General features: G+C 53.5%; 7 protein-coding genes and 1 pseudogene. 2 read left to right on the top strand and 6 right to left on the bottom strand.

Going from position 1 to position 15,150, the window contains the following annotated elements; all coding sequences use genetic code 11:
• Window positions 1–837: 837 nt before the first annotated feature.
• A pseudogene (locus ACMV8I_RS19900) lies at window positions 838–1,056 on the bottom strand (VENN motif pre-toxin domain-containing protein); the annotation flags it as partial.
• A gap of 70 nt (window positions 1,057–1,126) precedes the next feature.
• On the opposite strand from ACMV8I_RS19900, the gene ACMV8I_RS19895 reads away from it, so the two are divergent.
• Window positions 1,127–1,468: a hypothetical protein gene (locus ACMV8I_RS19895; protein WP_498866915.1), complete on the top strand. Its 342-nt coding sequence runs from the start codon at window positions 1,127–1,129 to the stop codon at window positions 1,466–1,468.
• A gap of 36 nt (window positions 1,469–1,504) precedes the next feature.
• Here ACMV8I_RS19895 and ACMV8I_RS19890 read toward each other — a convergent pair whose 3' ends face one another.
• The 3 genes from ACMV8I_RS19890 to ACMV8I_RS19880 are packed head-to-tail and all read right to left on the bottom strand — an operon-like array spanning window position 1,505 to window position 12,112.
• Window positions 1,505–1,756, bottom strand: a complete 252-nt coding sequence (locus ACMV8I_RS19890) for a hypothetical protein (protein WP_498866914.1) — start codon at window positions 1,754–1,756, stop codon at window positions 1,505–1,507.
• A complete protein-coding gene (locus tag ACMV8I_RS19885) occupies window positions 1,753–10,338 on the bottom strand; it encodes a two-partner secretion domain-containing protein (protein WP_498866913.1) in 8,586 nt (2,861 codons plus the stop codon). Before ACMV8I_RS19885 ends, ACMV8I_RS19890 begins: the two co-directional genes overlap by 4 nt.
• Window positions 10,339–10,354: 16 nt before the next feature.
• Window positions 10,355–12,112, bottom strand: coding sequence for a ShlB/FhaC/HecB family hemolysin secretion/activation protein (locus ACMV8I_RS19880; RefSeq protein ID WP_498866917.1), 1,758 nt, complete (start codon window positions 12,110–12,112; stop codon window positions 10,355–10,357).
• 422 nt (window positions 12,113–12,534) lie between these two features.
• On the opposite strand from ACMV8I_RS19880, the gene ACMV8I_RS19875 reads away from it, so the two are divergent.
• Window positions 12,535–12,951 carry a hypothetical protein gene (locus tag ACMV8I_RS19875; RefSeq protein WP_498866912.1) on the top strand — a complete coding sequence of 139 codons (417 nt, stop codon included), beginning with the start codon at window positions 12,535–12,537 and terminating at the stop codon, window positions 12,949–12,951.
• A gap of 35 nt (window positions 12,952–12,986) precedes the next feature.
• Here ACMV8I_RS19875 and ACMV8I_RS19870 read toward each other — a convergent pair whose 3' ends face one another.
• Window positions 12,987–14,369, bottom strand: a complete 1,383-nt coding sequence (locus ACMV8I_RS19870) for a S41 family peptidase (RefSeq protein WP_498866911.1) — start codon at window positions 14,367–14,369, stop codon at window positions 12,987–12,989.
• Between the two features lie 227 nt (window positions 14,370–14,596).
• Window positions 14,597–15,046 (bottom strand): nuclear transport factor 2 family protein, encoded by a 450-nt coding sequence (locus tag ACMV8I_RS19865; protein ID WP_497231541.1) that lies wholly within the window; start codon window positions 15,044–15,046, stop codon window positions 14,597–14,599.
• Window positions 15,047–15,150 lie beyond the last annotated feature (104 nt).

Raw genomic sequence — 15,150 nt, 5'->3', positions numbered from 1 at the left:
GTTCAGGCTGATAACTTGATAAATCAAGCCAATCACAACCAATACTTCTTAGAGTCGCTTTCATTCATTTCCCCCTGAAATATTCAAGTGACCGTTGCCAATTTTATCCATTTTTCCTGTTTCAATATTTTTTGTATAACTTTCAAAATTAGCTTGAGTTCCCGTTGGGTTTAATGAGTCTGGGGCATTTGGTTTTTCTTTTGAGGAACGATAAATTCTGGTTCCATCAGCACTTACTAATCCTGTGCCATCACTAGTTGGCCTAGCCCCTTTCCCCACCCAGATTTTACCTAGTCGATCAGCTTCCTCTTTTGTCCCATTACCGACACCATAATTAAGTTTCCCACTATCACCTTTGATTACAGCATCCAATCTAGGATCTTGCTTCGCGATGTAATCGAGGTTTTGTTGCCTTAAATCATCTTTCAACTTCGGATAGTTAGCTGAATTATGTGCCGATATCTCACCACTGGCTTTATTAATCAGATTAGATGCTTCGGCAACATCACCTTTTGCCAGCGCCTTCTCAGCCGCTTTGAGCGCCTTACCTGCACCATCGCCAATACCTGGAATGATACCCATCGCTGCTGCCAGATAATCTATCGCGCTCTGTGCTTCCACAAAACCCTTGATATCGCCAACGACCGGCACAAAATCAGCGCCTGCTGAAAGGGTATCTTTCAACGCTTCACGCCGTTCCGTGTACATCTTCACCGAGCAGGCTTCGGCGCTCATGCCGCCACAGTTTGCCTTTTTATAGCGCTCGTTTTCGGCCTCAACGTACTCACCCGCCTTCTGCTCCAGCGTCTTGCCTTCAGACTGCGCCTGCGCAATATCACTCAGCGCATTATTCTCCACCGCATTCTTACCCGCCTGCGCACCCGCCACCGTATCTGCCGAGCTGTCTCCCGCCAACCCACCGGCAAGACCCGCCGCCAGCGTCGACAGCGCACTGATGGTCTGGCGCTGATCTTCGCTCAGCTTATCCCGATCAACACCCGGATACATCTGCTGGGCAATATACTCGCCCACCACCGCACCCGATGCACCGGCCAGCCGGTGAGTATCACAGCCGAGAAGGGTTGTTTGGTTATCAGAACCGGGCTGAACGCTTAAGGAGAAGCACATGAACATCACGTTTACCGCTCAACCGTTTCCTGAGTTAACCCTCACCGGCAATTTACTGACGGATAACGGTTTTACTGTCGATACACCGATTAAGCTTCTGCTCAGACAACAGGCGCTGTGGGTAACCACCGTGACCGATGAACAGGAATGGCAGGCACTGTGCGAGGCCAGCCAGTACGATCAGGATCTTGGAGCCGACTGGGTGCGCGGCGATGGCAGCCTGGTTATTTCGGACGACTGGCTAACCCAACTCCACATCAGCCGTGCGGAGGATGTGGATATCATACCCACGCCTAATGTGATCATCGTCAGGCGCAGAACGGCGGGGTTGAGTACTTAAAAGTAAAATCCCGGCGACTTGGCCGGGTTTTCTGTGTTATCTGTTTTGCCTGTAGCGCTGGTAATAGATCCACCAACAGCCTATCCCTCCGATAATTCCTCCTCCGATACTTCCCTTTAGTATTCTTACAACATTAATTGATGACAGATCTATGGGTGACCCATATATAAAGAATAAGTATAATTTTATTAGTATTTGAGCAGCCAAAGCCGCTACAAATACTCCAGCAGGAAGGGCTGTTATTAGATAAATAAAAACCGCAAACCATCTTGATGCGGAGATTTTCATTTTCCACCTCCCAGATTTTTCCCTGCTTGATCATTTGTGTATTCTGTTGTTACTGAACCGGTTATGTTACCTGCAACTCCCGGCAACGGATCTAACGATAATGGCTTAGATATACCCATTCCAATATCAGTCCAGATCCACTCTTTCCATGGCTTCATTGGGTTTAAGACTTTATCAAGCGGTAACTCAACCAATTTACCCAAGCCATAACCCAGCCCCGATGCAGCACCGCTAAGCGCACCACCTTTCAGTGGGTCATCGCCTTTCAGATAACTGGACGTGGCTCCGCTGGCCGCATTAACACCCATTGTGCCCCATAGTCCTGTACCTGCCGTAAATGCCCCCGTCCAATAACCCAGGATCACATCATTTGGATTTACTTCGCCGTTAATCAGATAGCCCACTCCCGCATTAGCTCCTGAGCCAATTAGGCTCGTTGTTGCTGCTGCACCGGGTAATAACGGCCACGTAAGTGCCGTCCCCATTGCGGCCGTCATCGTCTGACATGACACCGGCGTTCCACCACTACAGGCTTCTGCTATTTCCGCCTGTTTATCCGCTTGCCATTTGGCGATAGTTCCCGGTTTTTTCTTCTCGGCTGCCGCTAATACCCGCAGCGCATTGTTCTCAACCGCATTCTTACCCGCCTGCGCACCCGCTACCGTATCTGCCGAGCTGTCTCCCGTCAACCCACCGGCAAGACCCGCCGCCAGCGTCGACAGCGCACTGATGGTCTGGCGCTGATCTTCGCTCAGCTTATCCCGATCAACCCCCGGATACATCTGCTGGGCAATATACTCGCCCACCACCGCACCCGATGCACCGGCCAACGCGCCGTTACCGTTCACCTGCGAGATAACAGCACCCAATACCGCGTGCGCCATCAGATTGGCTTCGCTGTTCACCTTGCCCGTCACCGGGTCGGTGGTCATATTATGGATCACTTCAGCCAGATACGGCGCACTGGCTCCCGCCAACGCTTTCGCCATGTCGCCGCCCGCTAAGCCCTGAACCGCTGCCGTCGCGGCCTGTAATCCCTGCTGAATGGCGCTCCCCGTGCCCCATTTCTGCTGCGCTGTTTTATAACCTGCCGTTTCCGTCAGGGCTTTATCATAGGCCGCTCGCTCTTCCTTCGTCGCATCTTTACCCGGCTGCTGAACGCCGTGTTTCTCAAGCTCTGCCTTGCCAGCCTTCGTCGCCTCGATTTTCCCCTGCGTCCTGGCGATATCCATTGCCTGACTGCCAATTTCCCCAATCAGCTGCGCTTCCTTCAGCCGGTTTTGCTCCTTCTCCTTATCAAAGATAGGCGAAAGTGTCTGGTTGGCGTGTTCCACGTCGCGACTCAGTTCATCGACGTTCTGTGTCTGTTTATTCGGGTCGCGAATAATGAGGCTGCCCTCTGACACCGCCGACCTGGTGGTCGAGCTGTCGCTGCCGCTGCCGTTCACCCCAACCAGCAGGCCGTTAGCCATATTCCCCACGAACTGCCCGCCGATGTTGCCGCCCGAGCTTATGCCCACGCTCTGGTGCTCAACCTCGTACTCGGCCCGGTTTTCGATATTGCTAAAGCCCAGCGTGCCGGTGTCGAGGCGGTTCTTGTCCGCCGCTGCCGTGCTGCCGATAACCGCACCGTTTAGCTGGGTGTGCTCACCGACCGTAATATCAAAGCCACCCGCGCCGGCGAACAGGCCGGTCTGTTCCTGCACGCTGTCGTAGGTGCTGTGCATCTTGTCCCGGCTCAGGTTCACCGAACCGCCGCCGCCGCCCATGCTCACACTGCCGCCTGCGCTGGCATTCTGCTGTTTTGAGTCGTAGTTGTCGCTGTCCTGCTCGCTGGTCAACGTCAGGTTGCGACCAACGTCCATCGTCACTTTCTCGCCATTGGCCTGCGCGCCGGTCAGCGTGGTATCCCGGCCACTGTTGATGGTCAGATTATTCCCAGCGTTGACTGTGGTTTCGTTATGGCTGGTGCCGTTGCCGCTTTCGCTGCCTTTGCCTTTATTCACGCTGGCGTTCAGCGACAGGCCATTCGCACCCTGACCGAAGTTAATCCCCACGCCTACCGACGCACCGTGACTTTCATTTTTGCCTTCAAGCGTCTGGCTGTTCAGCCCGGAGAAAAGATTAACGTCCCGCGCCGCACTCAGACCAACATCTTTCCCGGCCTGCAGCTGGCTGCCCTCAACGTTAATGTCCGTATCGGTGGCATTTATCGTCAGGTTGTTACCTGCTGTCAACGTACTTCCCTGGCTCTGCTCCTGCGTGCTGGTCTGCGTTGATGTCGACGACTGGCTGCCGTAAGAGAGGTTGACACCTATCATGCTGCCTTCACTGCCACCCGCTTCAGCCAGAGACGTCGCCTGCGCCGCCTGCACGCCGCTCAGGGCCGACTTCATCCCCTGTAGCGCAGCAAGTCGCCCGTTGCTCTCGTTGCTGGCATCGTTAGCGCTCGACACTGCCGTGTTAATCGCACTGCCCACCGTGCCGGACAGCGCCAGCGTCAGCCCGCTGGTCTTCTGTTCCACCGTGTGCGTCTGGCTGCTCTGATTACCCGCCGCCAGAATATTAACTTCTTTGCCGGTCAGGCCGATGTTTTTCCCTGCCAGCACGTCTGACCCTTTGACCGTCAGGGCATTCCCCGCGTTCAGCGTCACGTTGCCTTGCGTACTGCCGACTGTGCTACCGGTGCTGGTCTGGGTAGTGCCGTCGTCGGTGGTTTTCAGGCTGCTGCTGCCGTAGCTGAACCCGATACCGCCGGTGCCCGACAGCCCAGTTTTTTTCTCCTGATACAGATGCCCTTCCTGACGCGACTGATCGGCCGCCGTGATGCTGAGGTCATTTCCCGCCGCCAGGCTGACGTCACCGGTGCCCGCCACGCTGCTGCCGCTCAACGTCAGGTCATGCCCCGCCTGCATCGCCACGCTGTCACCGCTGAAGTTGCTGCCCATCGCACGCTGGCTTTGTACCTCGTCATGCGCCTCCACCGTCTTGCCGGACAGCATCCCCTTACTGGTCTGCTTGCTGTGCTCCGTCAGATGATAAGACGAGGTGCCGCTGCTCAGATTGATGTCATTGCCCGCCACCGCCGTCAGCGCCCCACTTGCTGTTGCCGAGGCCGCGCTGGCGTTCAGGTCATGCCCGGCGCTCAGCGCCACGCTACCGCCGCCGTTGATCTGCGACCCAACATCCTCCTGCTGCGTCAGACGACGATAATTGTCCGCGCTCCAGTCGCCGCGCTCGGTGTGCATGGTCGTCAGGGTATTCAGGTTCAGATCGTGACCCGCGACGATCTGCGTCTGGCTGTCGGCACCGATATTGCTCACCTGCGCGGCCGTCAGGTTGATGTTGTTCAGCGCCTGCAGACCGAGTGTGCCGCCCTCGTTCTGTACATAAATCCCCGCTGCCCGGTCAAGATAACGGTTATCGCCGTTGCCCCCCATCGTGCTGCGGCTGTTGATGTCGCGCCCGGCAATCGCCACCAGACTGTCACCGCCCTGCAGCGTGCCGCCGAGGTTATTAATGTCAGTGCGCGCATTGAGGCTGACGCGGTTACCGCCGATAAAACCGCTGTTGGTCAGGGTATCGGCACTGAGCTGGGTGACGTCACGCCCCTGTATAGTGCCGCTGTTGGTCAGGTCGTGGGTCACGTTCAGCGCCACGTGGTTACCGGCCAGTAAGGCACCGCTGCCGTCAAGATCGCCGGATTTAAGCCGCGCATACACCTGAGGCACCAACACGCTTTGTACCGAACCGTCCTGCAGCGTCACGTCCTGTTTGACCAGCCACACCATGTCACTGGTCAGCAGCGCCATCTGAGCTGGCGTCAGCGCCACGCCCAGCGTCAGTTGATAGTCTTTGCCGAAAGCAATCCCCGCGTCCATCAACGCTTTGTACTGGTCGGTATCGTTGTTATAGCCGGTCAAATAACGCTGGCCGCTCAGACTGACCACCTGCTCGCGGATAAGCCGCTGCTCGTAGTAGCCGTCGCCCAGGCGCTTAAGCACATTGTCTGAGTTCTGGCTGAACGCGCTCTGCATATAGTCGCTGCTGAGCCACTGCTTTTGATTGGTAAAGCGCGGGTCGGTTTCGATCAAATACTGGCTGGTGAGGTCCGGATGGAGCTGGAACAAGCTGTTGTCCGGCAGACGCGTGTTCGGGCTAACGATGCGCACAATGCTGTGGCCGTCAAGGGACGTAGAGGGCTGGGTGATCTCGAATATCTGGCCCGCCGGCGGCGTGATCGGGCGCTGGGTAGTATCGCCGTTGACCGCACCGGCGCTACCTGCCTGCTGGTTGAGTGTCGAGGTGTCTCGCCCGGCGACGGTCGTGCCGCTGCCGTTAATCTGCGCATGCTCCTGCCAGACGGCCGTCAGCAGGTCAATCGTCTGCACTACCGCATCCGGGCGGTAATCGCTGTGGTCTTTACCCTGTGTAGTTTCCGTGCCACCAAGACCGCCGCCAGATTTCTTAGCAAACCAGCGGATCTGGGTGCCCACATCGGTGATGATGCGCTCAACTTTGGTGGCAATATTGCGCGCATCGCCGATCAGCCCACCCAGAGTTCCACCGGCCATAATACGACTGTCGTAATTGTTGACCCGATCGCTGTTGATGGTCAGATTGCCACCCGCGAGGATCTGCCCCGGATCGCTCTCTTTAACCTTGCCTTCAGTGATGGTGCGCTGGTAGTTATATTCATAAAACTCGTTGTTGGCGCTGCCATCCGGCATTCTGGCATCATGCACGTGATATTTATTTTCGTACGAGGTATCAACGTCGGCCCAGTCATAGCGGGTAGTCGACCCCTTCAATACCGCTTCGTGATGCGACGACTGCTCGGTCACCACGGTTTCTGTCACCAGATGATCGTTGAGGTTGTTGATCTCAGCGATGTTGAGGGTCATGTCTCCGGCAGATTCCAGCGTGGCACTGTGGTTATTGAACACTGACGCCGATCCGGTAGCCTGCCACTGATCGTTTAACTGACCACCGACCGCAACGTCACCCGCGCTGTAAATCAGCCCATGATCGAGGTTGTTGATGGTCTGCGCACCGATGTCCAGCTTGTCACGTGCGGCGATGGTCGCTGCGGTGCTGTTTTCAGCCAGATTATTCAGCGTTCCGGTTTGCAGTGCAATGTGATCGCCATAAATACGTCCGCTGCCGGTATTGGTCAGTGTACCCGATTGAATATGGGTCAAACTGCCGTCCAGCAAACCACGGTTGGTCAGGTCACCGTCAATCAACAGATGATTCTGCCCGGCACTGATCTCCCCGCTCTGGTGGTTAATCAGGCTGGCCGCGTGCAGATTAAGCACGCCACCGGCTTTGATCATCTGGCTGTTCTCCAGCCCCTGCGCCACATTGACATTGAGGTTGCCATTGGCAATGACCTCGCCCTGATTGAAGAAGGCCTGTTGCAGGGTCAGCGTCATGGCATCCTGTGACAGCACGCTGCCGTCGCCGCTGAGCGATGAGGTCGCCAGTTGCAGATTTTTACCCGCTATCAGGGTGCCGCCAGTATTACTGAATACCAGCGAATGACCGCCGCGCACATTGAGCGCATCGCCGGAAGAGATCAACCCTTGCGCATTGTTCAGCGACTGCCCGGTGACGATGTCCAGCAGATCGTTCGCCCGTAATGTTCCCTGAGCGTTGTCGAGAGCATCACTGTTCAGCGTGACAGACTGGCCTTCCAGCCCGGTGTTTTCTGCTTTGGTGTCACGGTTGACTATCTGCGCGGCGGTAATCACCACCGATGCACCACTGCGGATCAAACCTGCGGTGTTATCCACCAGACCATTGAACGCATTCACCACGGCATTACCCACGATCTGTAACTGGCCGTTACGGTTGTTCAGACCGGCGATATCCCACTGCGCATCTCCGGCCACCGCAATATTGCCCTGCCCGTTATCGAGATTCTGCCCGTGAGTATTCAGTTGCAGGTTACCGGCGCTGAGCACATGTCCGGCCTGATTCAGTATCGCCCCGGTCAGCAGCGTCAGCGTTTTTCCTGCGCTTACCGTACCGGCAACGTTGCCAAAGGTCTGACTCTGCGTATCCACCGCAAGACTTTTCCCCGCCTGGACTAAACCCTGTTGATTGCTGAACTGCCCGGTGGTCAGGCTAAGCCCCTGTTCACTGGCCAGGGTGCCGTTAAGATTGTTGAAGGTCGACGTGTTGAGCGTTGCATCGTGACCACTGCCGATAAAGCCCTGCTGATTATCCAGCGCACCGCTGTTGATGAGCAATCCGCCCTGGCTAAGAATCCCACCTTTGTCACCGCTGTTAAGGTTGCTCAGGCCGCCGCCGTGTAAATCAAGCCTCATATCGCTGCCGGATTGCAGCAGACCGCCGTCATTGGTTAGCCCGCTGCTGTCCAGAGTGAGGGTGTTCAGCGCAGAAACCGTGCCTTGCTGGTTATTGACCGACTGCGTGCCGGTGCTAAGGGCAATATTGCCGCCCACCAGTTGCCCTTGCTGGTTGTTGAATCCACCACCGTCGAGTTGTAGCCTGTTTTTAGATTCAATGCGTCCGTTGCTGTTATCCAGTGCCTGACGGGAGGTCAACGTGGCGTCGCCCGCCGTCGCGGAAATGCGACCCTGCCGGTTATCAAGACGATCGGCATTAATGATCAGCCCTTGGGCTGCGCCTAACTGCGCCTGCTGATTATTCAGTTCACCGGCCACCTGCAGACCGAGCGAACCGTTTTGCAGGGCGGCGATGTTACCTTTTTCATTGTTCAGGCTGGCAGCATTCAGGCTGATATTGCCGTTACCGGCGATTTGACCGTTCTGATTGTCCACCGCGTTGAAGACATTCAGGTTCATCCCGCCGTTGCCCATTTTCAGGATCTGTCCGTCACGGTTGGATAAGTGGTTGCCGCTGGTAAGTGTTAGTTCCCCGTCGGCGGAATGCACGATCTGGCCATCCTGATTGTTGATCTGTGCAGCACTGAGGATCAAGTTCCTGCCGTTGCTGGTGATGCTGCCGTCACGGTTATTAAACATGCCGGGCTGGCTGAATTGCAGCGAGTCGCCCCCCAGTTGAGAAATGCTCCCTTGCTGATTGGAGAGATCATTGGCGCGGATCGTCAGCTTGTCAGCCGCCAGTTTGCCACCATCGTTATTGATCGTTTTACTGCTGCTGGCGGTCAGTTGTTGCTGAGCCGAAATTTGTGAGCCGTTGCCGGTCAGTAAATCCGCCTGCCCGGCATCCAGTTCGATGTTTTGTGCGCCAGTCTGGCTATGGCTGATATCCACACCCTGACCACGGGCGATAAGGTTGCCGGAGGCCAGATTCTGCCCCTGCGCACGCAGTTGTCCGGAAGTATCGAGCGTTAAGTTGCCGCTGCCTCCCAGTTTACCGTCCTGCTGAACCCCGGCGGCCAGTACACTGCCCTGTTCGCTGTTCAGACTGACGCTTTGAGTTTGCAAATGGTTGCGCGAGATGATCGAGCCACTGTTGTGCAAGTCACCGCCCGTGCTTAGACTGGCATTGCCCTCGGCCAGCATTTCGCCGCTGTTGTTGATGGCGGTACGCGATGTCAGCGCGGTATTTTCTTTACTGCTCATTTTACCGCTGTTTTCGATCAGTCCATCGGCGGTCACCACCAGCGATCCCGCCTGCGCACCAATGCTACCGGCGTTATGCACACCCACACCGTCTTCGGTACCCATCAGGCGTATTTTATTGGCATACATGCCACCGAGTTGGGAAACGTCCAGCGCCAACTGAGGCCGGGTTGAGCCGTCGGAGGATTTTTTGTCTATCCGCTGATGTTCGGCATCAATCTGGTTACGCCCGGTGGTGATTTTCAAATCCCGGGCATCGATCTCGGCGTTGATCTTCACCGAACGGGCAATGATATCGGTGTAGTCTTGCTTAAGGCTGTTCATGCCTGCGCCCTGGATCACAATCTCACCGCGATCGACATCAAAGCCGGTCAATTGGCCGTTGTTCATCTGCGCCTGACCGGTGGTCAGCGTTGCACGATTGGCATTGATGAAACCACAGCCGTTACAGGAGATCCCCGATGGGTTGGCGATCACCACCTGCGCATTGCGCCCGGCGACTTCAATGTGCCCATTGAGTTGACTGGGATCCCGTGAGTTGACCTCGTTAAGGATGATTCTGGCTTCGCCTTTTGCCAGCCAGGGGTTGCCCTGCACCATACCGCCCAGTTCGGTCGCCACATTGTTATGTGAGTTATTAAGGATCGCCCCTTTGCGTTCGACATCGAACTGACTGTAGCTGTTGCGGGAAACACCCGCCTCGCTTGGCGTCTGAATATTCACCTGCGGCGTGCCGTTGGCGCTGGTCATTACGTTCGGCTGTTGACTGCTCGGGGCTTGCCCGTCAGCAACAATTCCCGCGTGAGCGCTATTAATCAGCGTGACGGTGCCGAACAGGGCCAGTAATGCGCATGACAACGGGCTGAGCCTGCAACTGCGGCGATCGGTTGTCTGGCCAGAACGCATGCGGCGACGGCCTTCACGCCCTGAACGGGTAATTTCTGCCACCACCATCAACAGACCGCGGGCTTTATTAAAAATAATGCGATACAAGTGCTTATTCATCGATGAGTTTCCTTACTCAATACTGCCAGTTGAGGTTAAAGCCCAGCGATACCGGGTCAGTACTGAAGCCATCGGGTTTGGAGAATGGCGTTGAGGCGAACAGGTCATAGCCGATATTGAATGCCCGGCCGCGCAGGCCTATCGCACCGCCGGCCAGATGGGTACCTACCAGATATTGCGTGCCATTTCCTCCCACTTCGCCGTAATCCACCCCGAGATAGAGTTCCTGCGCAGGCAATGGCGTAGCCCAGGCAATATCATTGCGTACGAACCAGCCACGGTCAGCATTGAGGGTACGTTCACCGTCAAAACCGCGCACCGTCCAGCGGTTACCAATGGCAAACTGATCCTGCGGGGTCAGCGGCGTATTGCTGAACTGACGCTGGTACTGCACGTTGTAGTGGAATTTTTGACTGGCCAGCGCAAAAGGCACGTCAAGTTGGGCATAAAATTGTACGATTTTGCTCAGCGCGGTGGCGTCACCAAAGTTCTCTTCAGGGGCTGGCATCGCACCAAACCAGCGAGTACCGCGCTGATAACTGACGCCAGCATCCAGTGTGGCTTGTGAAATATAGTGACGGTGCTGTAAACCAATGCGCCAGGCCGAGGTGCGACGGCGCTGCACTTCAACCTCGGTGTCATCAATATAGTTTTTCGACTCACGGGCCAACACGTCATAGGTCAGTGTGGTTTTCTGGCTGCCGTTACGGTGCAATACGCGGCTGATTTGAAAATCAAGATTGCTGCTTTTCCCGCTGTAGCGGTAATCGCTGTTCAGCCCGGCGATAGTTTGATTGTAATCGTAGCTGTTGGCGGTCAGCCCAAACATCCAGTAGCCAAAGGGGACGGAATAATGTCCGGTGACGTTATCTGATCCCTTCCCGTCGTTGTTTTGCAGACTGCGGCTTCCCGAGAGGTAAAAAAGATCGCTGAGGGAGAAAGGATTATCCAGTGATAACGTCAGGCCGCCCTGATAACGGCCCGTGCTGCGGGTGCCGGAGTCATCCAGCGATGTCGCCACACGCCACATTTTTCTCTGCTGCCAATGCAGGGCAATATCACTTTCACCTGGCGCTTCACCGGGCAAAATTGCCATATCAGCCTGCACAGTCGGTAAGCGTTGCAAATTTTCCAGACCCTGTTCGATATCGCGGAGATCCAGAACATTCCCAGCGTGTGGAGGAAATGCCGTGTAGAGCGTGACGTAATGGTCACTGTCAGGCGTGAGTTTTACGTGACGAACATTGCCAGGCACGACGACCAGTTGCAGTTGACCGGTTTTGAGATCCTGCGCCGGTGCCAGCACGCGGGTGGTGATGTAGCCATGATCAATCAAACGGTTTTGCAATGTACTCATCAGCAAGCTAATGCCTTTCCCGCCCAGACATTTCCCCGCAGCCTGATTCGCAATGCGTTGTAATGGCAGCCAGTGCGGCAACGCATCAGTCCCTGTCAGAGTGACCTGTGAAATAGTAAAACACGGTGTCTCGATGGGGAAAACGATGCGGCCGAAACCGCTTGAAGGGGGGGAAAGCCGGACATCCGGCTTTTGAGGTATGAGCTGCTGCTCAAGCGCCCGCTGCTGCTCCTGCTGATGAATAAATTGCTGAGAGCCATCGGAAATATTTTCCGCGGGATTGCTGAAAGCACGGTTCACCGGCTGATCCGTCCCTGGCTGAATCCGAAAAGGTGACGGGCCGTTATCGGGGGCGGCATAACCTGTGGCAGTGACCAGGGATAACGACATGATCAAAAACTGAGAGGCGGTAATCATTGAAAGCCGAAACACGGAATGTCCTTATTAGCATATTTCTGGAAAGGTAAGACTTCCTAATTCAACGCATTATGCCAATGCAAGGGGAGTTTACAATGCATTTAAGTTTCTTTACGATGCGAAATATCTTCATCGCCAAAAATGATAAACTTATTGTTTAAATGTACATGTAAATCATATGGTTAATTTTTTAAATCCATATGGAGGATAATGAAATCGGAAGTTTCGTTGAGATTTCAATAGAAAGGCAGAGGGATAAACATCAATACATGTGAATTATTAATGTATATGCACTTCTTACTAAGACGAAAATCCATTAGTTATTTGCTTCATTGGAAGATTAACGCTAAAACGCTTCACTTTATTCTCATAATTTTCACCTACTCAACCACTCGCTGTTATCCGGCCCAGAGGAAAACATTATGGAACCATCCATCAAAGATGCTATGTCACTTGTAAGACAAATATCAGGACCGCTCTCGCCACATCTTGAAACATACATATCTTCATTGATTGAAAAACAATATTCCGTCATCAGAGTTAAAACAAAGGCATGGTACGCTGCGGCGTTCGATACCTGGCTTTCAGAACGAAGTATCCTTCTCAAAGAACTTGCAGACATGCATAAGTGGTCGAAGTTACCGCCTGAAAGACAGGATGCTCATTATGATCACGCCACCAGACGGGAAAATCGGTCGATATCGTCCCGAAGATTCACTTTTAAGATTCCTCAAAGAATTATGATTATGGAAGTTGTCCTCAGGAGTATTCAAGATGAATATTTATCTCTTCCGAGATTGCTACAAAGGTTCAGCTTCAGCGCATATTGTGGAGTTTGAGGACCAATAGAACGAAAGTGCATAAACTCCAATCATTACTCTAATGCCATTGATTGCGCCTTTGCCAGCACAGGATCCTTCCCAGCAGCATAATCAGCAAATGCAACATCAATTTTAACATCCGGCTGAAGGGAGATATTTTTTGGCCCGAACGTTGTTGTTGCCCAGTAGCATGCTTTGAGGTCATCACACCCTTTTTCATAGTCTTCAAGCTTGGTGCTGCAGAAAACGACGATTTTTGAATTAGGCAGTGTCATCTCGTCTGGCTCTGCCCAAAAATGCCCATTGTCACCCATTGGCTCACCAATAAGAGTTACTTTATTACCACCCGCCCCCTTTAGCATTGCAACAGTAACTATTGCCGCTGAAAAAGTGGCACGGCTTATTAGCACGAATACGTGTCCATCATTTGGTATCAATTTTGGCAACGCCTGCGCGAATAAAAGTGTATTGAAGAAATTACCACCGTTATTAAGTCGTAAATCGATAATGACCGAATGAGGTTGTTTGGGTACGACCTGGTTTTGCAATACGAATATTAACTTGTCATCAAGCCTATCCGACCCCTGGCTCAAAAGACGATTGCTTCGAATATAGAGGATTTTTTCATCATCACTGAGCCATCGCATCGAGAAATCTGTTGGTTTAGCGTAGCCGGGGGAACGATTTTTAATGTTATCTAGTACATGCGGCCATCGGTTGGGCATGTCTCTATCGTCGGGGATCAGTACGGACCAACCATTGAGAACCGGAATATGAGTATCCCCAGGATCCGGTGTGAGGGCTGCATCCAGTTCTACCATTCGTGAAGTACCATCGCGCAGGCGAAGCACCATGGTTGCTTTTGAAATTTCTTTTATAGCCCCAATACGATGCAGCACGGCAGGGCAACGTAGATATGTTGAACTTAGATAGCGAATTCTCTGGTCTGTGCCGGAAATGTAAGGTGACACCAGTTCAAGTGCTTCATCTGGTGAAAGAGTTCCGATTTTCACAACCAGAGCACCAACCAAATCAACATGTGACGGATGAGCGCTCAGAATATAAAGACCATCCGCAAACCACCACATTCTAATAGGCAAATCGCCCAATAGATTTCCAACCATAGCTGCCGTGTGCCCATTGCGAGGAATAGCTACAGCCCGCATTATATCCAGAGCGAAATCCGCTATAGAGGATGTTTCTGTGTTGCTTACCGCCTCTTCCACGTTATGTTTGAAAATCTCTCGTTGCTGTTCGTTGAAACTCAGATCTTTAGGTGCCCATTGCGTCTGTAGATATTGAAGATCTTCTCGCATCTGCGCTGGAGTTAAAGCGACCGGTGTACCCACTGTTTGCGCTCTAATTACACGTGGAATAGCAACATAGGCAAAAGCAGCTGAAACAGTTGAAATCAACGATCTTCGAGTTAGATTCACCGATGAAAATCCTTACTAGAAATTTTACCGCTAGTCTTACCCCAACCCATGAATCCAAATATAAGATGCGCAATCAGCTTGGAAAACGGGTTTAGAGGGGGCCTCAGGAAGTAAACATGACCAATTTTCACGACAAAGTTACTCGAAGGAGAACTGGTGGCGAGGGAAATCTGCTGGTTGAGGCAGATTTCCCTCCTTTTATACACTTTAGCACTGTTGTAACAATCTCATTCCCCGGGCCTCGGTGGCTGCTGGTAATTTTTCACCCGCTTTTTGTCCTCAAGATTGAAATCCGGGTCGAGATAAATACTTAGCCTTTTGATGCGCAAATCCTCGAACTCAAACACTGAACAGAAGTGGTGGCTGCCGGTTTGCGGGGCAGGCCAGCGTTCGCCGGTTTGCATCACACCGCGCATCTGCCCCTCCAGCACCAGCGTATCACCGTCACTAATAAAGCGGAATTTATCCTGAATATGCTGGATTTTGTCGATCTCCAGCGCGAAGCGTTTACCCAGTTCGCCCAGCGAGGATTTCCCCTGCGCCGTGCCAAATTTTGGGAAAAATACCTCAGTGTCTTCTGTAAACAGATCCAGCAACGTTGCATCCGCCTGATCAAGCTTGGCATAGAATTGCCTGATCACCTCGATGCGACCATTCTTCAGCGCGTCGTGCGTCATTTTTCCCCCTTTTGCATCCAATGGATGAAGTCTAAGAACACCTCACTAAGCCTAGTGTCTTGCGCTGAATTTGCCTGCCTGGCAGGTTAAATAAGAAAACGCTT

It is taken from the genome of Ewingella sp. S1.OA.A_B6 (assembly GCF_049889095.1).
Classification (GTDB): Bacteria; Pseudomonadota; Gammaproteobacteria; order Enterobacterales; family Enterobacteriaceae; genus Ewingella.
Note: the sequence above shows the minus strand (reverse complement) of the source record. Positions and strands in the feature narration are given on the sequence as shown.

Coding starts and splice junctions, on each gene's coding strand:
- ACMV8I_RS19895 (WP_498866915.1), top strand. CDS start 1,127: ATGAACATCACGTTTACCGCTCAACCGTTTCCTGAGTTAACCCTCACC.
- ACMV8I_RS19890 (WP_498866914.1), bottom strand. CDS start 1,756: ATGAAAATCTCCGCATCAAGATGGTTTGCGGTTTTTATTTATCTAATA.
- ACMV8I_RS19885 (WP_498866913.1), bottom strand. CDS start 10,338: ATGAATAAGCACTTGTATCGCATTATTTTTAATAAAGCCCGCGGTCTG.
- ACMV8I_RS19880 (WP_498866917.1), bottom strand. CDS start 12,112: ATGATTACCGCCTCTCAGTTTTTGATCATGTCGTTATCCCTGGTCACT.
- ACMV8I_RS19875 (WP_498866912.1), top strand. CDS start 12,535: ATGGAACCATCCATCAAAGATGCTATGTCACTTGTAAGACAAATATCA.
- ACMV8I_RS19865 (WP_497231541.1), bottom strand. CDS start 15,046: ATGACGCACGACGCGCTGAAGAATGGTCGCATCGAGGTGATCAGGCAA.